We start from the raw sequence: 19,659 nt of genomic DNA on the forward strand, positions 1-19,659 counted from the left end.
GATCGAAACCTGTGGGACCTGTTGCCGTTGGGCATGAGCGGGTCAGAATCTACGCGCGTCGTTGACCGTTCCCCGAGGAGATCAAGACATGGCCTTGAACCGCAGAAAGTTCCTGGAGAAGTCCGCCGTGACCGGTGCGGGTGTCGCTCTGGCAGGTGCCGTGGGTGCTCCGGCCGCCCAGGCCGCGGAGGCCGGGAAGGGGCGCGGCAAGCGGTACTCCCTGACGGTGATGGGCACGACCGACCTGCACGGTCATGTCTTCAACTGGGACTACTTCAAGGACGCGGAGTACAAGGACACCGCGGGCAACGCGCAGGGTCTGTCGCGGATCTCGACGCTGGTGAACCAGGTCCGTGCGGAGAAGGGCCGCTGCAACACGCTGCTGCTGGACGCGGGCGACACGATCCAGGGCACGCCGCTGACGTACTACTACGCGAAGGTGGACCCGATCACCGCGAAGGGTGGTCCGGTGCACCCGATGGCGGCGGCGATGAACGCGATCGGGTACGACGCGGTGGCGCTCGGGAACCACGAGTTCAACTACGGCATCGAGACGCTGCGGAAGTTCGAGGAGCAGTGCGACTTCCCGCTCCTCGGCGCGAACGCGCTGGACGCGAAGACGCTGAAGCCCGCCTTCCCGCCGTACTTCATCAAGAAGTTCCATGTGAAGGGCGCGCCCCCGGTGAAGGTGGCGGTGCTGGGTCTGACGAACCCGGGTATCGCGATCTGGGACAAGGCGTATGTGCAGGGCAGGTTGACGTTCCCGGGTCTTGAGGAGCAGGCGGCGAAGTGGGTGCCGAAGCTGCGGTCGATGGGCGCCGACGTGGTGGTCGTGTCGGCGCACTCGGGTTCGTCGGGGACGTCGTCGTACGGTGATCAGCTGCCGTACGTCGAGAACTCGGCGGCGCTGGTGGCGCAGCAGGTGCCGGGGATCGACGCGATCCTGGTCGGGCACGCGCATGTGGAGATTCCGGAGCTGAAGGTCACCAACGCGCAGACCGGGAAGACGGTCGTGCTGTCGGAGCCGTTGGCGTACGCGGAGCGGTTGTCGCTGTTCGACATCGAGCTGGTGCTGGAGAAGGGCCGCTGGTCGGTCGAGTCCGTGTCGTCCAAGGTGCTGAACTCGAATTCGGTCGCGGACGACCCGAAGATCACCAAGCTGCTGAAGGCCGACCATGACGTGGTCGTGAAGTACGTGAACCAGGTGGTCGGTACGGCGACGGAGACGTTGACGACGGTCGAGGCGCGCTACAAGGACGCGCCGATCATCGACCTGATCACGAAGGTCCAGGAGGACGTGGTCCGGGCGGCGCTGGCGTCGACCGAGTACGCCTCGCTGCCCGTCATCGCGCAGGCCTCCCCCTTCTCCCGTACGTCGGAGATCCCGGCGGGCGAGGTGACGATCCGGGATCTGTCGAGTCTGTACGTGTACGACAACACGCTGGTGGCGAAGCTGCTGACGGGTGCGCAGGTCAGGGCGTACCTGGAGTACTCGGCGGAGTACTTCGTGCGGACGGCGGCGGGCGCGGTCGTGGACGTGGAGAAGCTGACGAACGCCAACAACCGGCCGGACTACAACTACGACTACGTGTCGGGGCTGTCGTACGAGATCGACATCGCGCAGGCGGCCGGGTCGCGGATCAAGAACCTTACCTACAACGGTGCCGCGCTGGACGACGCGCAGAAGTTCGTGTTCGCGGTGAACAACTACCGGGCGAACGGCGGCGGTGCGTTCCCGCACGTGGCCTCCGCCACCGAGCTGTGGTCGGAGTCGACGGAGATCCGGACGCGGATCGCGGAGTGGGTGACCGCGAAGGGCGTACTGGACCCGAAGGACTTCGCGTCGGTGGACTGGAAGCTCACGCGCGAGGGAACGCCGGTGTTCTAGCGGTTCTTCAGAGGTCCAAGAGGGTTACGTCCACGGCGTCGGCGATGGCTTTGGCGCCGGCGTCGTTGACGTGGAGGCCGTCGCCGGCGTTGAAGTCGGGGTGGATCCGGTCGGGGTCGGCCGGGTCCGCGACGGCGGCGGCCACGTCCACGATGCCGTCGAAGGGGTGGGCGTCGCCGAGCAGCCAGGCGTTGACCTCCGCGCGCACGGCTTGGCCGCGCTCGGTGTCGTAGCCCTCGTGGACGGTGCCCCTGTAGGGGCCGATGGTGGAGCCGATGACGGTGAGTCCGGCGGCGTGGAGGCGGTCGGCGAGGGTGGTGAGGCCGGCCTTGAACTCGGCTGCGGTGGGGCCCTCGGCGGGTTCCGGGTGGGCGAAGTGGCCGGGCAGGCCGAGGTCGTTGAGCCCGATGTGGATGAGGACGTGGCTGACGCCGGGGACGGCGAGGACGTCGTGGTCGACGCGGGCGAGGAGGTGTTCTCCGATGGCGTCGGTGAGGAGCCGGTTGCCGGAGATGCCCGCGTTGACGATCCAGCCGTGTTCGAGGCGGCGGCTGAGCTGTCCGGGGAAGCTGTTGTCGGTGCCGGGGGTGGTGGCGGCGCCCTCGATCCAGGAGTCTCCGAAGGCGACGGCGACGCGGGTGCCGGCCGGGGCGAGGACGTCGGCGCCGGCGAGGAGGTGGCCGGTGCCGAACTCCTCGGGGTCTTCGAGGAGTTGCGCGGACAGTTGGTTGCCGGGGACGGCGTGTCCGGTGTCGTAGGGGATGACGGTGAAGGTGGTGGGGCCGGTGTCGCCGGGCAGGTAGAGGCTCACCGAGAGCTCTTCGCCCGCGTTCACCGGCAGGTCGACGGGATCGCTGACGGTCTCCTCGCCGGCGGGGATGGTGACGGTGGGGGCGCCGGAGAAGCGGAGTGGGGTGTCGCTGCCCGGGTCGATGCCGCTGCCCTTGGTGCGCAGGGCGAGGTGGGCGCCGCCGATCTCCAGGGGTTCCTGGCCGTAGCGGTTGGTGAGACGGATGCGGACGGCCTCGCCGCCGCCCGCCAGGCGCAGGCTCTGGCGGACGGTCTGGTCGGTGAACCCGCGGGACTCGAAGAGGGCGAGGCTCTCGTGGGGGCTGATGGCGGCGGCGCGGTGGGCGGCGGTCCAGGTGGTGGTCATGTGGGGGCCAACCGGGCCGGTTCCCCGGTTCTTCCGCCGCCGCCGGTTTTTTACCGTCTCTCGGCTGCCGTCCCCGGGTTCACCGTCCCTCGACGAGGGGGGTCAGGACGGGGGCGGTGCGGGCGGGCGGGATCTGTGGGACGCGGTCTTCGAGCCCGAAGGTGGTGAAGGCGGTGCGGGCGGGGAGGGGGTAGGCGTCCTTGCCGGTGAGGGTGTTGAGGATGGTGGCGCTGCGCCAGGCGGCGAGGCCGAGGTCGGGAGCGCCGACGCCGTGGGTGTGCCGTTCGGCGTTCTGGACATAGATGTGGCAGTCGGCGCCGGTGACGGACGGGTCGAGGACGAGGCGGAAGTGTTCGTCGACGCGGGGGCGTTCGCGGCTGTCGCGGCGCAGGTAGGGGTCGAGTCCGGCGAGGATGCGGCCGAGGGGGCGTTCGCGGTGGCCGGTGGCGAGGACGACGGCGTCGGTGGTGAGGCGGGAGCGGGTGCCCTGCTGGACGTGTTCGAGATGGAGTTCGATCTTCGTGGTGGCGATCCTTCCGGCGGTGCGGACGCGGACGCCGGGGGTGAGGACGGCGTCGGGCCAGCCGCCGTGCAGGGTGCGGCGGTAGAGCTCGTCGTGGATGGCGGCGATGGTGTCGGCGTCGATGCCGCGGTGGAGCTGCCACTGGGTGGTGCCGAGGCGGTCGCGGACGCTTTCGGACAGGGCGTGGAAGTAGCGGGTGTAGTCGGGGGTGAAGTGTTCGAGGCCGAGTTTGGAGTACTCCATGGGGGCGAAGGCCTCGGTGCGGCCGAGCCAGTGGAGTTTCTCGCGGCCGGTGGGGCGGTGGCGGAGGAGGTCGAGGAAGACCTCGGCGCCGGACTGCCCTGAGCCGACGACGGTGACGTGGTCGGCGGCGAGGAGGGTGTCGCGGTGGGCGAGGTAGTCGGTGGCGTGGATGACGGGCACGCCGGGGGCCTCGACGAGGGGCTTGAGGGGTTCGGGTACGTACGGTTCGGTGCCGATGCCGAGGACGATGTTCTTGGTGTAGGTGCGGCCCAGGGCTTCGGCTTCGCCGTCGGTGTCGAGCTGGGTGAAGTCGACCTCGAAGACGTCGCGCTCGGGGTTGAAGCGGACGGCGTCGACCTGGTGGCGGAAGTGGAGTCCGGGGAGGTTCTCGGCGACCCAGCGGCAGTAGGCGTCGTATTCGGCGCGCTGGATGTGGAAGCGCTCGGCGAAGTAGAAGGGGAAGAGGCGCTCGCGGGTCTTGAGGTAGTTGAGGAAGGTCCAGTGGCTGGCGGGGTCGGCGAGGGTCACCAGGTCGGCGAGGAACGGGACTTGGATGGTGGCGCCGTCGATGAGCAGGCCGGGGTGCCAGTCGAAGGTGGGGCGTTGTTCGTAGAAGACGGCGTCGAGGGCAGTGAGGGGCTGGGCGAGGGCGGCGAGGGAGAGGTTGAAGGGGCCGATGCCGATGCCGACGAGGTCGCGGGGGGCGTCGGGCTCGTGGTGTGGGGGGTGGGGGTTCATCGGGGGGTGGTTCCTTCCACGAGGTGCAGGAGTCCGGCGAGGTCGGCCGGCCGGGTGGTGGGGTTGAGGAGGGTGGCCTTGAGCCAGAGCCGGTTCGCCGCGCGGGCTCGGCCGAGGACGGCGCGGCCGTCGGTGAGGAGTTTTCGGCGTACGGCGGCTACGGCGTCGTCGGTGGCGCTCGCCGGCCGGAACAGGACCGTGCTGATGGTGGGGGGTTCGTGGAGTTCGAAGCCGGGGTGGTCGTGGACGAGCTGCGCGAACTCCCGTGCCCGGTCGCAGACTTGGTCGACGAGGGTGCCGAGTCCTTGGCGTCCCAGGGTCTTCAGCGTGACGGCGATCTTGAGGACGTCGGGGCGGCGGGTGGTGCGCAGGGAGCGGCCGAGGAGGTCGGGGAGGCCGGCTTCGGTGTCGTCGTCGGCGTTGAGGTAGTCGGCACGGTGGTCGAGGGCGGCGAGGTCGTCTCCGTCGCGGACGGCGAGGAGTCCCGCGGCGACTGGCTGCCAGCCGAGTTTGTGGAGGTCGAGGGTCACGCTGTCGGCGGCGCTCAGGCCGGTGAGCTTGGTTCTGTGCCGTGCGCTGAACAGGAGCCCTCCGCCGTAGGCCGCGTCGATGTGCAGGCGGGCGCCGCGTTGTGCGCACAGGGCAGCGATCTCGGGCAGTGGGTCGATCAGGCCGGCGTCGGTGGTGCCCGCGGTGGCGGCGATGAGCAGCGGACCGTGCGGAATCGTTTCGAGCGCGGCGGGGTCGAGGGTGCCGTGGGGGGTGGGGACGATGAGCGGTACGGGCAGGCCCAGGAGCCAGGCGGACCTGGGGAGGGAGTGATGGGCGTTCTGGCCGCAGACCAGGCGGACGTCCGGGCCCAGTGCCTCTCTGGCCAGGAGGAGGGCGAGTTGGTTTGATTCCGTGCCACCCGTGGTGATCAAAGCGTCGGGCCGGTGGGGGCCGGTCGCGCAGTTCCCCGCGCCCCCAGGTGTCCTGAGGTACACCTCTTCAGCAAGTCGCCGTGTCGCCAGTGACTCCAGCTCCGAGGCCGCCGGGGCCTGGTCCCAGGAGTCGAGGGAGGGATTCAGGACTGAAACGGATAGGTCGGCTGCTGCCGCCACCGCCAGCGGCGGACAGTGGAGGTGGGCCGCGCAGAAGGGGTCCGCCGGGTCCGCCGCGCCTTCCGCCAAGGCACGCACCAGGTGCCGTAGGGCCTCCGGATCGCCCTCCTCGGGGAGTACGTCCCCCACCGCGGCCCGCACCCGCTCCGCCACCTCCGACGGGCCACCGGCCGGAAGTGGCCCGCCCCTCAGGCGGGCCCCCTCCCCCAGTGCGTCGAGGACCGTGTCGAGCAGCGGGCGCAGGGCTTCACGGCCTTCGGGGCCCGAGGCCAGGGGCGGCGTGTTCATCGTCGACCTCCGGGGGCGCTGGTGACTTCCAGCTTGGACGCGGTTGCCTGGGCGCGCCCGGAGAGTTCAACGATTCTGACCCGAAAGGGGGTACTCCCGTACGGGGAAAATCCGCTCTACGGCTGCCTCACCCGCAACGCCCGTCCCAGGTCGTCGAGTTGGTCGATCAGCTTGCGGCGCAGGGCGGGGATGGGGTCGGCGTCGCGCAGGCAGGCCTGGCCGAGGGACTGGTTGTCCTCGTCGATGGCGTGGGCGGGGAACGCCCAGCGGCCGGCGGCGTCGGCGATCGCGGGGCCTCGGCGGGTGGCGAGGGCGACGGCGTCCTCGTAGTAGCGGGGCACGTACTGCCGTACGAGGTCGGTCTGTTCGGGTTGCCAGAAGCCCTGGGCGGTGGCGGTGAACAGGTAGTTGGAGAGGTCGTCGCGGGTGAACATCGCTTCCCAGGCCCGCTCCTTGGCCTCTTCGGTGGGCAGGGCGGCGCGGCAGCGGGCGGCGCCTTCCTGGCCGGTGGCGGAGGGGTCGCGTTCGAGTTCGGCGGCGATGGCGCTCTCGTCGGTGGCGCCGAGGACGGCGAGGCGGGTGAGGACGCGCCAGCGCAGTTCGGGGTCGAGTTCGGGGCCGCCGGGGACGGTGCCGTCGGCGAGCCAGGCGGCGATGGTGTCGGGGTGGGCGGCGGCGTCGATGCAGTGGCGGACGGCGATCAGGCGCAGGCCGGGGTTGTCGCCGTCCTCGGTGCGGCGGATGAGGTCGCGGCAGAGGGAGGCGAGGGTGGTGAGGGCGGCGGGGCGCTGGTCGGGGGTGACGTAGCGGTCGGCGACGTAGGTGGAGGCGAAGGCGAGGACGCCCTGGACGAGGGCGAGGTCGGTCTCGTGCGGGAGGTGGGCGCGGGCCGCGTCCAGGTAGGCGGTGGGGGCGAGTTCGCCGTCGCGCACGGCGTCGCGCAGGGCGTTCCAGACGACGGCGCGGGTCAGGGGCGTGGGCAGGCCGGAGAGGCTCTCGGTGACCGCTTTGAAGGACTCGTTGTCGAAGCGGACCTTGGTGTAGGTGAGGTCGCCGTCGTTGAGGAGCAGCAGGGCCGGACGCTTGCCGATGGGCAGCGGGGTGCTCTGCGGGATGTCGAGGTCGAGGCGGTCGCGCAGGACGAGGTGGCGGCCCTCGTCGGCGACGTCCTGGTCGTAGAGGCCGACGGCGATGCGGTGCGGGCGGCTGCCCTTGTGCTCGACCTGGAGGGTGTACGTGCCTTCGTCGCCGCGGGTGACGACGGGCCGCAGGGTGTCGACGCCGGTGGTGCGCAGCCAGGTGTCGGCCCAGGCGTGGACGTCGCGTTCGGTGGCGGAGGCGAGGGAGTCGATGAAGTCGGCGAGGGTGGCGTTGGCGAACCGGTGGCGGGTGAAGTGGGTGTTGATGCCGGCCAGGAAGTCCTTCTCGCCGAGCCAGTGGACCAGTTGGCGGAGCGCGGAGGCGCCCTTGGCGTAGGAGATGCCGTCGAAGTTGAGGAGGGCGGAGGCGGTGTCCTCGACGGCCTCGGGGGCGACGGGGTGGGTGGAGGGCCGCTGGTCCGCGTCGTAGCCCCAGCCCTTGCGCATGACGCCGAAGTCGACCCAGGTGTCGGTGAAGCGGGTGGCTTCGGTGAGGGTCTGGTAGCCCATGTACTCGGCGAAGGACTCGTTGAGCCAGATGTCGTCCCACCAGCGCAGGGTGACGAGGTCGCCGAACCACATGTGGGCCATCTCGTGGGCGATGACCATGGCGCGGGTCTGGCGTTCGGTGTCGGTGACGGCGGAGCGGTAGACGAAGTCGTCGCGGAAGGTGACGAGTCCGGGGTTCTCCATGGCGCCGGCGTTGAACTCGGGGACGAACGCCTGGTCGTAGGAGTCGAAGGGGTAGGGCTCCTCGAACTTCTCGTGGTAGCGGTCGTAGCACTGCTTGGTGATCTCGAAGATCTCGTCGGCGTCCGGGTCCAGGTAGGGCGCCAGCGAGCGGCGGCAGTGGATGCCGAAGGGCAGGCCGCGGTGTTCGGTGCGCACGGAGTGCCAGGGTCCTGCGGCGACGGCGACGAGGTAGGTGGCGATCAGGGGGGTGGGGGCGGCCTGCCAGGTGCCGTCGCCGAGGTCGGTGGTGATGCCGTTGGCGAGGACGGTCCAGTTCTCGGGGGCCTTGACGGTGAGGTCGAAGACGGCCTTGAGGTCGGGCTGGTCGAAGGCGGCGAAGACGCGCTGGACGTCGTCCATGAACAGCTGGGTGTAGACGTAGGTCTCGCCGTCGGTGGGGTCGGTGAAGCGGTGCATGCCCTCGCCGGTGCGGGAGTACCGCATGACGGCGTCGATGCGCAGTTCGTGCTCGCCGGCGGTCAGGCCCTTGAGGGGCAGCCGGTTGTCCTCGAGGGTCTCCGGGTCGAGGGGGCGGCCGTCGAGGGTGGCCTCCCGCAGTTCGGCCGGCTTGAGCTCGACGAAGGTGTCCGCGTCCGTGCGCGCGGTGAACCGGACGACGGTCCGGGACGCGAAGGTCTCGTCGCCGGTGGTGAGGTCCAGCGCGATGGTGTAGCGGTGGACGTCGAGGAGCTTGGCACGGGTCTGCGCTTCGTCGCGCGTCAGTACGGACATGCAGGACATGCTGCCTGATGGCACCGGCAACTCCCAGAGGCGGATCGGTACACGCCTTATGTCCGGTCCTGTTCGAGCTCCCCGGTGTGCGCCCCTTCGGCACGCTGCAACGGAACGCGGGCGTCCGGGTGGGACAGGGCGCGGCGGGCGGCGGCCTCCGCGTCGTCGCGGCCCTCGTCCTCGATGTGGTCCTTGTCCTCGATGTGCTCTTTGTTCTCGATGTGGCCCTCCTCGATGGGGTCCTTGTCCTTGACGAGGGCCCGCAGCTCCCGCACCTCGTGTGCGAGGGCGAGGTGGCGGCGGTGGGTGTCGTAGAGGTAGCGGACCTTGGTGCGCAGGGCCCAGGGGTCGATGGGTTTCATCACGAGGTCGGCGACGCCGAGGGCGAAGGCGGCGGAGGTCAGTTCGTGGTCCGGGCCGAAGCCGGTGAGCAGGATGACGGGGATGTGCTGGGTCTGCTCCAGGCGCCGCATGTAGCGGACCACGTCGATGCCGCTGACGCCGGGCATCCGTACGTCGAGGAGCAGGAGGCCGACCTGCCCCCGGAGCACCTGCTTGAGCGCCTCGTCACCGCTGGTGGCGCGGCCGAGCCGGTAGCCCAGCGGGGCCAGGGCGCTCTCCAGGGCGTAGAGCGTGTCCTCGTGGTCGTCGACGATGAGGATCTTGGCATCCGAAGGCATGGCCCGACGTCCCTCCCTCGCGGACAGCCAGCCTACGCCCGTGCACTGACACGGTGTGCTCGCGGGCTGACAAGGAGTGCACAGCGCAGCATGCCGGGTGCGGGCGGCCCTGTCACCTGTCCAGGGCGTCGGCCGAGGTCAATCGGCCAGTGGCGGGGCGCCGTTGACCGCGTCCTCGGCGATGCGCTCGTGGTGCCTGATCACCTCGGCGATGATGAAATTCAGGAACTTCTCAGCGAAGGCCGGGTCGAGTTTGGCGTTCTCGGCGAGGGTGCGCAGCCGCTCGATCTGGCGGGCCTCGCGGGCCGGGTCGGCGGGCGGCAGCTGGTGGCGGGCCTTGAGGTGGCCGACCTGCTGGGTGGCCTTGAAGCGCTCGGCGAGCATGTGGACGACGGCCGCGTCGATGTTGTCGATACTGTCCCGCAGCCGGGCGAGCTCTTCGCGGACGGCGGGATCGACGTCACCGGTTCCGGTGTTGCTGGTGGTCATGAGCGACCACCCTACGGGGCGCGGGGTCGGCGGACCGCAGGCGGATCGGCCCGATCGGGGGCACGGGCGATCAGATCCTCGGCGGATCGTCCGGATCGGGAACCTGGTTGCTCCAGCCGCCCGGCACGGTCCGGCTCTCCTGGGCGCGGAAGCGGACGGGGGCCATGCCGACGCGGCGGGTGAAGAGGCGGGAGAAGTAGGCGGGGTCGTCGTAGCCGACGCGGCGGGCGATGGAGGCGACGGGGAGTTCGGTGGCGGCGAGGAGTTCCTTGGCGCGGCCGAGGCGGATGCCGAGGAGGTAGTCCTTGGGGCTGCACCCGGCGCCGCGCCGGACGGCGGTGCGAAGTTCGGCGAGGGTCATGCCGTGCCGGGCGGCGTGGTCGGCGACCGACAGCGGCAGACAGGCGTCGCGGGCGAGCGCCTTGAGGACCACGTCGCCGTCGGGCGCGAGGTCGGCGCGGGCGCGGCGCAGGGCGACCAGCAGTTCGTGGACGGCGGCGCCGGTCTCCACCTCCAGGAGGGGGTTGTCGCGGCGGGCGGCCCGGGCGATGCGGGCGATCACCGCGCGCGGCCCGGTGGCGTCGGACAGGGGCACGACGGGGCGGTCGGGTTCGATGTAGCCGAGTTCGGTGTAGGTGGCGGTCGCGGGTCCGGTGAAGCCGACGAAACCCTCGTCCCAGCCGGTCTCCGGGTCGGGCGCGTAGTGGTGCGGGATGCCGGGGGTGAGCCAGAGCAGCGCGGGCGCGGTGACCGTCGTACGCCGGCCGTCGGGGCCCTCGTACCACCCGGAACCGGTGCTGATGACGACGGCGACGTGGCTGTCGAGGGTGCGGGGACCGACGGTGGGCAGCGGGCCGTACTGGAGTCCGACGCCGAGGCAGACCAGGCCGAGGCGGTGGTGGACGGGGCTGGGCGTGAGGAACCGCATCCAGGTGTGGTACATCGCGCTCCTTGCCTGCGCTTCGGTCCAAGCAGCGCCGATCTTTGTCCATGGACCTGATCGCCGCCAGTGGCGAGGGTGGAGCCTATGAGCGAGTTCACGGTGGGTGAAACCGATTTCCTGCTGGACGGCCGGCCGGTGCGGCTGCTGTCCGGCGCGCTGCACTACTTCCGGGTGCACGAGGCGCAGTGGGGGCACCGGCTGGCGATGCTGCGGGCGATGGGTCTCAACTGCGTGGAGACGTACGTGCCGTGGAACCTCCACGAGCCGCACCCGGGCGGGTTCCGGGACGTGGAGGCGCTGGGCCGGTTCCTGGACGCGGCCCGGGAGGCCGGGTTGTGGGCGGTCGTCCGCCCCGGGCCCTACATCTGCGCGGAGTGGGAGAACGGCGGTCTGCCGCACTGGCTCCCCGGGCATGCGCGCACCAGCGACGAGCGGTATCTGAGCCGGGTCGAGCGCTGGTTCGGGCGGTTGCTGCCGCAGGTCGTGGAGCGGCAGATCGACCGCGGTGGCCCGGTGGTCATGGTGCAGGTGGAGAACGAGTACGGGAGCTACGGTTCGGACGCCGCGTATCTGCTTCGGCTGACCGAGCTGCTGCGCGCGCAGGGCGTCACGGTCCCGCTGTTCACCTCGGACGGCCCCGAGGACCACATGCTCACCGGCGGTTCGGTCCCCGGTGTCCTCGCCACGGTCAACTTCGGCTCCGACGCCCGCACGGCCTTCGGGACGCTGCGCCGGTACCGGCCGGACGGCCCGTTGATGTGCATGGAGTTCTGGTGCGGCTGGTTCGAGCACTGGGGCGGCGAGCCCGTCGTACGGGACGCGCGGGACGCGGCCGCGACCCTGCGGGAGATCCTGGAGTGCGGGGCCTCGGTGAACCTGTACATGGCACACGGAGGCACGAACTTCGCGGGCTGGGCGGGCGCCAACCGGGGCGGGGGCGCGCTGCACGACGGTCCGCTGGAGCCGGACGTGACGTCGTACGACTACGACGCGCCGATCGACGAGTACGGGCGGCCGACGGAGAAGTTCTGGCGCTTCAGGGAGGTGCTGGCTGAGTACGGCCCGGTGGCGGACCTGCCGCCCGCGCCCGGGGTCCTCGCGGCAGGCGGTGACGTGCACCTGCCCGAGTGGGCGGCCCTGTCCGCCGTACTGGAGGAGCGCGGCGGACCGCTCGTCGAGGGGCCCGTCCCGCCGGCGTTCGAGGAGCTGGACGTCGACCGGGGTCTGGTGCGGTACGAGGTGACCGTGCCGGGGCCGCGGCAGCCGTACCCGCTGACCGTGCGGGGCCTGCGGGATCTCGCGGTGGTGTACGTCGACGGGGAGCGGGCCGGGGTGCTCACCGAGGACGACGTGCAGCTCAAGGAGCCGGTCGCCGGGCACGCGCGCGTGGAGCTGTGGGTGGAGTCGCTGGGGCGGGTCAACTACGGGCCCCGCAGCGGGGAGGCCAAGGGGATCACCGGGGGGCTGCTGCACGAGCGGCAGTTCCTGCACGGCGTGCGGGGGCGGGGGCTGCGCCTTGACGCGCTGGACTCGCCGGACGCGGTGGCGGGGATCGGCTTCGGGGCGGCCCCCGGGGACGGCTCGCCGGGGCTGTACCGGGGTGAGGTGAGTGTGCGGGGCGCCGGGGACGCGGTCCTCGAGCTGCCGGGGTGGACGCGGGGGTTCGTGTGGGTCAACGGCTTCAACCTCGGCCGGTACTGGTCGGTGGGCCCGCAGCGGACCCTGTACGTGCCCGGCCCTGTGCTGCGGGAGGGCGGCAACGAGGTGTGGGTGCTGGAGCTGGAGGAGTCACCGGCCCACGCACCCGTGCTCCGGCTCCGCGCCCCGGATCCGGCCCACGAGAATCCGCCCACGACCTCGTAGAGTGGAATCGGGTTCAGGGCGTCTTGGGGGTACGGGCGTGACGAACGACGGACCGGTCCAGCACGGCTACCCGCACCTGGAGACGGTGCGGGCGTCGATCACCGCGCTCTACAGGCGGCTCTCCTACGACACCGTCCAGACGTTCGCGACGAGCCTGGCCCCGGTGGACGTGGCGTTCTGCGACACCGACGACCTCTATCTCGGCGCGCAGCGGGTGGCGCGGGAGCTGGTGCGGCACTACCGGCTGCCGGACGCCCGGTTCGTGGTCTCCTTTCGGGAGATGACCCATGCGGCGAACGTCGAACTCACCGCGGGCCCCGAGTACTTCGTCGAGCTGAACGACCGTTTCCGCACGCACCGGCGGGACATCGGGGCGGCGCTGGCCCACGAGGTCATGCACGTGTACCTGCACCGGCTGGACCTCTCCTTCCCGGGGGTGCGGGAGAACGAGATCCTCACGGACACGGCGACGACGTATCTGGGGGCGGGGTGGCTGCTCCTTGACGCGTACCGGGAGGACGCGGCGTCGTCGCAGAAGCTGGGGTACCTCACGCCGGAGGAGTTCGGGTACGTGCTGGCGAAGCGGTCGCTGGTGTTCGGGGAGGATCCCTCGGTGTGGTTCACCAGCGCGCAGGCGTACACGGCGTACGTGAAGGGGATGGCCAGGGCCCGGGAGGACGAGCAGCAGCCTCCGCTCACCGCTGCCGGGTGGGCGGGGAGGCGCCGGTACGCCCGTGACCGGCGGCACGCGGGTCCGGGGCCGCAGCCCGGGGTGCCCTATGCGTTCACGCCGGACGGGGGCGGGCGGCTGCGGGTGTCGTTCCCCTGTCCTACCTGTCACCAGCGGATCCGGGTGCCGGTGCGGGGGCGGGTGCGGGCGCGGTGTGCGTTGTGCCGGACGGTGCTGGAGTGCGACACGTAGGGCTGTGGTGCCGTTCCCCGGTCACGCCCCGTACACCGGCCGGGGTGCCTCGGCCTCCCCCACCAGCTTCCGTGCCGCCTCCCCTGCCTCCGCCGGGGTCCACCTCGCGGCCCGGTCGGCGGTCGGGCCCTGCCGCCAGCCCTCCATCACCGTGATCCGGCCGCCCTCCGCCTCGAAGACCCTGCCCGTCACTCCCGCGCTCGCCTCCGAGCCCAGCCAGACCACCAGCGGGGACACGTTCTCCGGGGCCATCGCGTCGAAGCCGTCGGGCGGGGCCGCCATCGTGTCGGCGAAGGTGCGTTCCGTCATCCTCGTCCGTGCCGCCGGGGCGATCGCGTTGACCTGGACGCCGTAGCGGGCGAGTTCGGCGGCGGCGACGAGGGTCAGGGCCACGATGCCCGCTTTCGCCGCGCTGTAGTTGCCCTGTCCTACCGAGCCCGACAGACCGGCCCCGCTGGATGTGTTGACGATCCTGGCCACAGGGGTACGTCCCGCCTTCGCCTCCCCCCGCCAGTGCGCCGCCGCGTGCTTCAGCGGCAGGAAGTGGCCCTTCAGATGGACCCGCATCACCGCGTCCCAGTCGTCCTCCTCGAGATTCACCAGCATCCGGTCGCGCAGGAAACCGGCGTTGTTGACGAGGGTGTCGAGGCGGCCGAAGGTATCCAGGGCCGTCCGGACGAGGGAGGCGGCACCGTCGGGTGTCGCGATGTCGCCGCCGTGGGCGACCGCCTCGCCGCCCGCCGCGCGGATCTCCGCGGCGACGAGGGAGGCGGGGCTCTCGGGGCCCGGGGTGCCGTCGAGGCCGACACCGAGGTCGTTGACGACGAGCCGTGCCCCCTCGGCGGCGAAGGCGAGCGCGTGGGCGCGGCCGAGACCGCGGCCCGCGCCGGTGACGGCGACGACCCGGCCGCCGCAGATTCCGGTCGACTCACTTCTCCTTGCCAACTCACTTCTCCTTGCCGACGGTTGCCGCGTTGGAGGCGTCGAGGAAGGCCGGCCGCTCCCCGCCGCCGTGCACCGGCAGCGAGGCCCCACTGATGTACGCGGCGGCGTCGGAGGCGAGGAACACGGCGGCCGCGCCCACGTCCGAGGGCTCGGCCAGGCGGCCGAGCGGGACGGTGCGGGAGACAGCGGCGAGGCCCTCCTCGTCGCCGTAGTGCAGATGCGACCGCTCGGTGCGGACCATGCCGACGACCAGCGTGTTCACGCGGACGTCCGGCGCCCACTCCACGGCCATCGAGCGGGCCAGGTTCTCCAGACCCGCCTTGGCCGCCCCGTACGCGGCCGTGCCGGGTGAGGGCCGGCCGCCGCTGACGCTGCCGATCATGACGATCGATCCCCGGGCCCGCTTCAGGTGCTCGTACGCGGCCAGGGACACCGTCAGCGGGGCGAGCAGGTTCAACTCCAGTACCCGTGCGTGCCGTTCGGGGCTTGCGTCGGCGAGCAGCCGGCAGGGCGCTCCGCCCGCGTTGTTGACCAGCACGTCCAGGCGCGGCAGTCCGGCGAGGAAGTGCCGTACGGCGTCGCCGTCCCGGACATCCAGGGAGGCGAACCGCGTGTCCGGCACCGGGACTTCGGGCGGCCTGCGCGCGCAGACGACGACCTCGGCGCCCGTCTCCGCGAAGGAGCGGGCGATCCCGGCGCCGACTCCCCGCGTCCCGCCGGTGACGACCACGACCCTCCCGCTCGGCTCCATTCACCGCTACCCTTCACCTAACAAACGTTTGGTGGAAAGGTAGCTGATGCGGCCATGGGTGTCTCCACCTCGTCCCCGGAAAAGGGGATCGTCCTGGTCGGGGTCGACTTCCCGCCGGTGAACGCCCTTCCGGTGGACGGCTGGTTCGCCCTGGCCGACGCCGTGCGCGCGGCGGGCCGCGATCCGCAGGTCAGATGTGTGGTCCTGGCGGCCGAGGGGCGCGGCTTCAACGCGGGCGTGGACATCAAGGAGATCCAGAGGCGCGGCCCGGCCGCCCTCGTCGGCGCCAACCGCGGTTGTTTCGAGGCCTTTTCGGCTGTGTACGACTGCGAGGTGCCCGTGGTGGCGGCGGTGCAGGGGTTCTGCCTGGGCGGCGGCGTCGGCCTGGTGGGCAACGCGGACGTGGTCGTGGCGAGCGAGGACGCCACCTTCGGTCTGCCCGAGCTGGACCGCGGGGCCCTCGGCGCGGCCACCCACCTGTCCCGTCTGGTGCCCCAGCACCTCATGCGCGCCCTGTACTTCACCTCCCGCACGGTCACCGCCGCCGAACTGCACCGGCACGGATCGGTGTGGAAGGTCGTCCCGAGGGAGGAACTCGCCGCCGCGGCCCTGGAGTCGGCCCGCGAGATCGCCGCGAAGGACGGTGAGCTGCTGCGCCTCGCCAAGGCCGCCATCAACGGCATCGACCCGGTCGACGTCCGCCGCGGCTACCGCTACGAGCAGGGCTTCACCTACGAGGCGAGCGTCAGCGGGGTCGCCGACCGGGTCCGTGACAGGTTCGGCAGGGAGGCCGAGTGAGCGACAAGACCATGACGGCCGACGAGGTCGTCTCCCGGCTGCGCAGCGGCATGACCCTCGGCATCGGCGGCTGGGGTTCGCGCCGCAAGCCGATGGCACTGGTGCGCGCGCTGCTGCGCTCCGACGTCACCGACCTGACGATCGTCTCGTACGGCGGCCCGGACGTCGGCATGCTCGCCGCCGCCGGACGCATCCGCAAACTGGTCGCCGCCTTCGTCACCCTCGACTCGATCCCCCTGGAACCGCACTACCGGGCGGCCCGCGAGGCCGGTGCCTTCGAACTGATGGAGATCGACGAGGCGATGTTCATGTGGGGCCTGCGCGCGGCCGCGCACCGGCTGCCGTTCCTGCCGGTCCGCGCCGGGCTCGGCTCGGACGTCATGCGGGTCAACCCGGGCCTGCGGGCGGTGACTTCGCCGTACGACGACCAGGAGACGTTCGTGGCGATGCCCGCGCTCACCTTGGATGCCGCCCTCGTGCACCTGAACCGCGCCGACCGGCTCGGCAACGGCCAGTACCTCGGCCCCGACCCGTACTTCGACGACCTGTTCTGCGAGGCGGCCGAAGCCGCTTACGTCTCCTGCGAACGGATCGTGGACACCGCGGAGTTGACCAAGGAGGCGCCACCGCAGTCGCTGCTGGTCAAGCGGCACACGGTGACCGGTGTGGTCGAGGCTCCGGGCGGCGCGCACTTCACCTCCTGCGCCCCCGACTACGGCCGGGACGAGACCGCGCAGCGGGAGTACGCGAGCACGCCCTGGCCGGAGTTCGCCGCACGGTATCTCGGGGGAGGACCTCATGACCGCGACCCGGAGTGAGTACTGCGTGATCGCCTGCGCCGAGGCGTGGCGGGACGCCGGCGAGATCCTGGCGAGCCCGATGGGCCTGATCCCCTCGATCGGGGCCCGGCTCGCCCGTCTCACCTTCTCCCCCGACCTGCTGCTGACCGACGGAGAGGCCCTGCTGGTCCGCCCGGACGGCACGCCCGAGGGCTGGCTGCCCTACCGCCGGCACCTCGACCTCGTCACCAGCGGGCGGCGGCACGTGATGATGGGCGCGAGCCAGATCGACCGCCACGGCAACCAGAACATCTCGTGCATCGGCGACTGGGCGAGGCCGAGACGGCAGCTGCTCGGGGTGCGCGGCGCGCCGGTCAACACCCTGAACAACCCGACCAGTTACTGGGTCCCGAAACACTCCCGCCGGGTCTTCGTCGAGAAGGTCGACATGGTCTGCGGGGTGGGGTACGACCACGCGGACGGCGTGCGGTATCACCGTGTCCCGCGGGTCGTCTCCGACCTGGGCGTCTTCGACTTCGACACCCCGGACCACTCGATGCGGCTGGCCTCGCTGCATCCGGGGGTCACCGTGGAGCAGGTCGAGGAGGCCACCGGCTTCGATCTCGTGGTCCCGGACGAGGTGCCGTACAGCCGCGAACCGACCGCCCACGAACTGGAGTTGATCCGCGAGGTGCTCGACCCGGCCTGCACGCGCGCACGGGAGGTCGGTGCCTGATGGAGACCGCGTTCACCCGGCTGGTCGGGGTCAGGCATCCGATCGTGCAGACCGGGATGGGGTGGGTGGCGGGGCCCCGGCTGGTCTCCGCCACGGCCGACGCGGGCGCGCTCGGCATCCTGGCCTCGGCGACCATGACGATCGACCAGCTCCGGGAGGCCGTACGGGAGGTCAGGTCCCGTACGGCCGCCCCCTTCGGGGTCAATCTCCGGGCCGACGCGGCGGACGCCGGTGACCGGGTGCGCGTGATCATCGACGAGGGTGTGCGGGTGGCGTCCTTCGCCCTCGCGCCCTCCGCCGAGCTGATCGCCGGGCTGAAGGAGGCGGGGGTGGTCGTCGTCCCGTCCGTCGGGGCCCGGCGGCATGCCGAGAAGGTCGCGGCCTGGGGCGCGGACGCGGTGATCGTGCAGGGCGGGGAGGGCGGCGGGCACACCGGGGAGGTGGCGACGACGGTCCTGCTGCCGCAGGTGGTGGACGCGGTGGACATCCCGGTCGTGGCGGCCGGGGGCTTCTTCGACGGGCGGGGTCTGGTCGCGGCGCTGGCGTACGGGGCGGCGGGCGTCGCCATGGGCACCCGCTTCCTGCTGACCTCCGACTCCACGGTGCCGGACGCGGTGAAGGCGCGCTATCTCGCGGCGACGGTCAGGGACGTGACGGTCACCCGGGCGGTGGACGGTCTTCCGCACCGCATGCTCCGCACCGGCCTGGTGGACTCCCTGGAGAGCGCGGGCCGTACGCGCACCCTGCTGCGGGCCGCCCGGCACGCGGCCGGCTTCCGCAGACTGTCAGGCCTGACCTGGCGACGGCTCCTGCGCGACGGCCTCGCCCTGCGCCGCGGCAAGGACCTCACCTGGAGCCAGGTCCTCCTCGCCGCCAACACCCCCATGCTGCTCAAGTCGGCGATGGTGGACGGCCGTACGGACCTCGGGGTCATGGCATCGGGGCAGGTCGCCGGGGTGATCGACGACCTGCCGTCGTGCGCGGAGCTGGTGGAGCGGATCATGAAGGAGGCTGAGGGGGTCCTTCAGGGCCTCAAAGGCGTTCGATGACCGTCACGTTCGCCTGCCCCCCGCCCTCACACATGGTCTGAAGGCCGAACCGGCCGCCCGTGCGCTCCAGTTCGTGCAGCAGGGTCGTCATCAACTTCACGCCCGTCGCACCCAGCGGATGCCCGAGGGCGATCGCGCCGCCGTTGACGTTGACCTTGTCGGGGTCCGCGCCAGTCTCCTTCAGCCAGGCCAGCACGACCGGGGCGAAGGCCTCGTTGATCTCGACGAGGTCGATGTCGTCGATGGTCAGGCCGGTCTTCTTCAGGGCGTGCGCGGTGGCCGGGATGGGGGCGGTGAGCATACGGATGGGGTCCTCGCCGCGGACGGAGAGGTGGTGCACGCGGGCGCGCGGGGTGAGACCGTGTTCGCGCACCGCCCGCTCCGAGGCCAGCAGCATGGCCGCCGCGCCGTCGGAGACCTGCGAGGAGCAGGCGGCGGTGACGGTGCCGCCCTCGATCACCGGCTTCAGGCCGGCCATCTTCTCCAGGGAGGTGTCCCGGCGCGGGCCCTCGTCGACCGAGACCGGGCCGTAGGCCACCGTCTCGCGCTCGAAGCGGCCCTCGTCGATGGCCCGCAGCGCCCGCCGGTGGGACCGGAGTGCGAACTCCTCCTGGTCCTCGCGGCTGATGCCCCACTTCCCGGCGATCATCTCGGCGCCGACGAACTGGTTCACCGCCCGGTCCCCGTACCGCGCCCGCCACCCCTCACTGCCCGCGAACGGCCCCTGGGTCAGCCCGAGCGGCTCGGCGGCCTGCCGGGTCGCGAAGGCGATCGGGATCATCGACATGTTCTGCACCCCGCCGGCGACCACCAGGTCCTGCGTCCCGGACAGCACGCCCTGCGCGGCGAAGTGCACGGCCTGCTGCGAGGACCCGCACTGCCGGTCCACGGTCACCCCGGGCACCTCCTCGGGCAGCCCGGCCGCCAGCCACGCGGTCCGCGCGATGTCCCCGGCCTGCGGCCCGACCGCGTCCAGGCAGCCGAAGACGACATCCTCGACGGCCGCCGGATCGACCCCGGCCCGCTCGACCAGCGCGCGCAGCACATGCGCGCCCAGATCGGCCGGGTGGACCCCGCTCAGTCCTCCCCCGCGCCGCCCGACGGGCGTACGGACCGCTTCGACGATGTAGGCCTCGGCCATGGCAACTCCCTCGCGTAAAAG

Annotated in this window: 17 protein-coding genes; 7 read left to right on the forward strand and 10 right to left on the reverse strand. The window is 71.6% G+C overall.

Features of this window, described 5'->3' with window-relative positions; genetic code table 11:
- Positions 1–88 precede the first annotated feature (88 nt).
- Positions 89–1,888 (forward strand): bifunctional metallophosphatase/5'-nucleotidase, encoded by a 1,800-nt coding sequence (locus ACFYZ8_RS30905; protein ID WP_388541766.1) that lies wholly within the window; start codon positions 89–91, stop codon positions 1,886–1,888.
- Between the two features lie 7 nt (positions 1,889–1,895).
- Here ACFYZ8_RS30905 and ACFYZ8_RS30910 read toward each other — a convergent pair whose 3' ends face one another.
- From ACFYZ8_RS30910 to ACFYZ8_RS30940, 7 genes are all read right to left on the reverse strand, one after another.
- On the reverse strand, positions 1,896–3,044 hold the full coding sequence (locus ACFYZ8_RS30910) for a GDSL-type esterase/lipase family protein (protein ID WP_388541763.1): 1,149 nt from the start codon (positions 3,042–3,044) through the stop codon (positions 1,896–1,898).
- A gap of 79 nt (positions 3,045–3,123) precedes the next feature.
- Positions 3,124–4,548, reverse strand: a complete 1,425-nt coding sequence (locus ACFYZ8_RS30915; RefSeq protein WP_388541760.1) for a lysine N(6)-hydroxylase/L-ornithine N(5)-oxygenase family protein — start codon at positions 4,546–4,548, stop codon at positions 3,124–3,126.
- Positions 4,545–5,939 (reverse strand): pyridoxal phosphate-dependent decarboxylase family protein, encoded by a 1,395-nt coding sequence (locus ACFYZ8_RS30920; protein WP_388541758.1) that lies wholly within the window; start codon positions 5,937–5,939, stop codon positions 4,545–4,547. The genes ACFYZ8_RS30915 and ACFYZ8_RS30920 overlap by 4 nt, the downstream gene beginning before the upstream one ends.
- A gap of 116 nt (positions 5,940–6,055) precedes the next feature.
- Positions 6,056–8,542, reverse strand: a complete 2,487-nt coding sequence (gene pepN / locus ACFYZ8_RS30925; protein WP_388541756.1) for an aminopeptidase N — start codon at positions 8,540–8,542, stop codon at positions 6,056–6,058.
- A 56-nt stretch (positions 8,543–8,598) separates the two neighbouring features.
- Positions 8,599–9,222 carry a two-component system response regulator gene (locus tag ACFYZ8_RS30930; protein WP_388541753.1) on the reverse strand — a complete coding sequence of 208 codons (624 nt, stop codon included), beginning with the start codon at positions 9,220–9,222 and terminating at the stop codon, positions 8,599–8,601.
- A 138-nt stretch (positions 9,223–9,360) separates the two neighbouring features.
- Positions 9,361–9,711 (reverse strand): chorismate mutase, encoded by a 351-nt coding sequence (locus tag ACFYZ8_RS30935; RefSeq protein ID WP_388541750.1) that lies wholly within the window; start codon positions 9,709–9,711, stop codon positions 9,361–9,363.
- 70 nt (positions 9,712–9,781) lie between these two features.
- The gene (locus ACFYZ8_RS30940; RefSeq protein ID WP_388541746.1) at positions 9,782–10,654 is read right to left on the reverse strand and encodes a helix-turn-helix domain-containing protein; all 873 of its coding nucleotides are present in this window, start codon (positions 10,652–10,654) and stop codon (positions 9,782–9,784) included.
- Between the two features lie 84 nt (positions 10,655–10,738).
- On the opposite strand from ACFYZ8_RS30940, the gene ACFYZ8_RS30945 reads away from it, so the two are divergent.
- Entirely contained in the window at positions 10,739–12,517 is a 1,779-nt protein-coding gene (locus ACFYZ8_RS30945) for a beta-galactosidase family protein (RefSeq protein WP_388541743.1), read from the forward strand.
- 37 nt (positions 12,518–12,554) lie between these two features.
- Positions 12,555–13,439 carry a hypothetical protein gene (locus ACFYZ8_RS30950; protein ID WP_359029525.1) on the forward strand — a complete coding sequence of 295 codons (885 nt, stop codon included), beginning with the start codon at positions 12,555–12,557 and terminating at the stop codon, positions 13,437–13,439.
- Between the two features lie 21 nt (positions 13,440–13,460).
- On the opposite strand, the gene ACFYZ8_RS30955 is transcribed toward ACFYZ8_RS30950, so the two are convergent.
- On the reverse strand, positions 13,461–14,384 hold the full coding sequence (locus tag ACFYZ8_RS30955) for an SDR family oxidoreductase (protein WP_388541740.1): 924 nt from the start codon (positions 14,382–14,384) through the stop codon (positions 13,461–13,463).
- Position 14,385: 1 nt separating this feature from the next.
- Entirely contained in the window at positions 14,386–15,135 is a 750-nt protein-coding gene (locus ACFYZ8_RS30960; RefSeq protein WP_388541737.1) for an SDR family oxidoreductase, read from the reverse strand.
- Positions 15,136–15,189: 54 nt separating this feature from the next.
- On the opposite strand from ACFYZ8_RS30960, the gene ACFYZ8_RS30965 reads away from it, so the two are divergent.
- The 4 genes from ACFYZ8_RS30965 to ACFYZ8_RS30980 are packed head-to-tail and all read left to right on the forward strand — an operon-like array spanning position 15,190 to position 18,497.
- Positions 15,190–15,933, forward strand: coding sequence for an enoyl-CoA hydratase family protein (locus ACFYZ8_RS30965; RefSeq protein ID WP_388541735.1), 744 nt, complete (start codon positions 15,190–15,192; stop codon positions 15,931–15,933).
- Positions 15,930–16,751, forward strand: a complete 822-nt coding sequence (locus ACFYZ8_RS30970) for a CoA transferase subunit A (protein ID WP_388541732.1) — start codon at positions 15,930–15,932, stop codon at positions 16,749–16,751. Before ACFYZ8_RS30965 ends, ACFYZ8_RS30970 begins: the two co-directional genes overlap by 4 nt.
- The gene (locus ACFYZ8_RS30975) at positions 16,732–17,448 is read left to right on the forward strand and encodes a CoA-transferase subunit beta (RefSeq protein ID WP_388541729.1); all 717 of its coding nucleotides are present in this window, start codon (positions 16,732–16,734) and stop codon (positions 17,446–17,448) included. Before ACFYZ8_RS30970 ends, ACFYZ8_RS30975 begins: the two co-directional genes overlap by 20 nt.
- Positions 17,448–18,497, forward strand: a complete 1,050-nt coding sequence (locus ACFYZ8_RS30980; RefSeq protein WP_388541726.1) for an NAD(P)H-dependent flavin oxidoreductase — start codon at positions 17,448–17,450, stop codon at positions 18,495–18,497. Before ACFYZ8_RS30975 ends, ACFYZ8_RS30980 begins: the two co-directional genes overlap by 1 nt.
- Here ACFYZ8_RS30980 and ACFYZ8_RS30985 read toward each other — a convergent pair.
- Positions 18,481–19,638 (reverse strand): acetyl-CoA C-acetyltransferase, encoded by a 1,158-nt coding sequence (locus tag ACFYZ8_RS30985; RefSeq protein ID WP_388541723.1) that lies wholly within the window; start codon positions 19,636–19,638, stop codon positions 18,481–18,483. The two genes, ACFYZ8_RS30980 and ACFYZ8_RS30985, sit on opposite strands and share 17 nt — an antisense overlap.
- Between the last annotated feature and the right edge of the window lie 21 nt (positions 19,639–19,659).

This window comes from Streptomyces sp. NPDC001668 (assembly GCF_042893155.1).
Classification (GTDB): domain Bacteria; phylum Actinomycetota; class Actinomycetes; order Streptomycetales; family Streptomycetaceae; genus Streptomyces.

Bases quoted from the DNA above. Each gene is read 5' to 3' on its own strand.
- ACFYZ8_RS30905 (WP_388541766.1), top strand. From the start codon at position 89: ATGGCCTTGAACCGCAGAAAGTTCCTGGAGAAGTCCGCCGTGACCGGT.
- ACFYZ8_RS30910 (WP_388541763.1), bottom strand. From the start codon at position 3,044: ATGACCACCACCTGGACCGCCGCCCACCGCGCCGCCGCCATCAGCCCC.
- ACFYZ8_RS30915 (WP_388541760.1), bottom strand. From the start codon at position 4,548: ATGAACCCCCACCCCCCACACCACGAGCCCGACGCCCCCCGCGACCTC.
- ACFYZ8_RS30920 (WP_388541758.1), bottom strand. From the start codon at position 5,939: ATGAACACGCCGCCCCTGGCCTCGGGCCCCGAAGGCCGTGAAGCCCTG.
- pepN (WP_388541756.1), bottom strand. From the start codon at position 8,542: ATGTCCGTACTGACGCGCGACGAAGCGCAGACCCGTGCCAAGCTCCTC.
- ACFYZ8_RS30930 (WP_388541753.1), bottom strand. From the start codon at position 9,222: ATGCCTTCGGATGCCAAGATCCTCATCGTCGACGACCACGAGGACACG.
- ACFYZ8_RS30935 (WP_388541750.1), bottom strand. From the start codon at position 9,711: ATGACCACCAGCAACACCGGAACCGGTGACGTCGATCCCGCCGTCCGC.
- ACFYZ8_RS30940 (WP_388541746.1), bottom strand. From the start codon at position 10,654: ATGTACCACACCTGGATGCGGTTCCTCACGCCCAGCCCCGTCCACCAC.
- ACFYZ8_RS30945 (WP_388541743.1), top strand. From the start codon at position 10,739: ATGAGCGAGTTCACGGTGGGTGAAACCGATTTCCTGCTGGACGGCCGG.
- ACFYZ8_RS30960 (WP_388541737.1), bottom strand. From the start codon at position 15,135: ATGGAGCCGAGCGGGAGGGTCGTGGTCGTCACCGGCGGGACGCGGGGA.
- ACFYZ8_RS30965 (WP_388541735.1), top strand. From the start codon at position 15,190: ATGGGTGTCTCCACCTCGTCCCCGGAAAAGGGGATCGTCCTGGTCGGG.
- ACFYZ8_RS30975 (WP_388541729.1), top strand. From the start codon at position 16,732: ATGACCGCGACCCGGAGTGAGTACTGCGTGATCGCCTGCGCCGAGGCG.
- ACFYZ8_RS30980 (WP_388541726.1), top strand. From the start codon at position 17,448: ATGGAGACCGCGTTCACCCGGCTGGTCGGGGTCAGGCATCCGATCGTG.
- ACFYZ8_RS30985 (WP_388541723.1), bottom strand. From the start codon at position 19,638: ATGGCCGAGGCCTACATCGTCGAAGCGGTCCGTACGCCCGTCGGGCGG.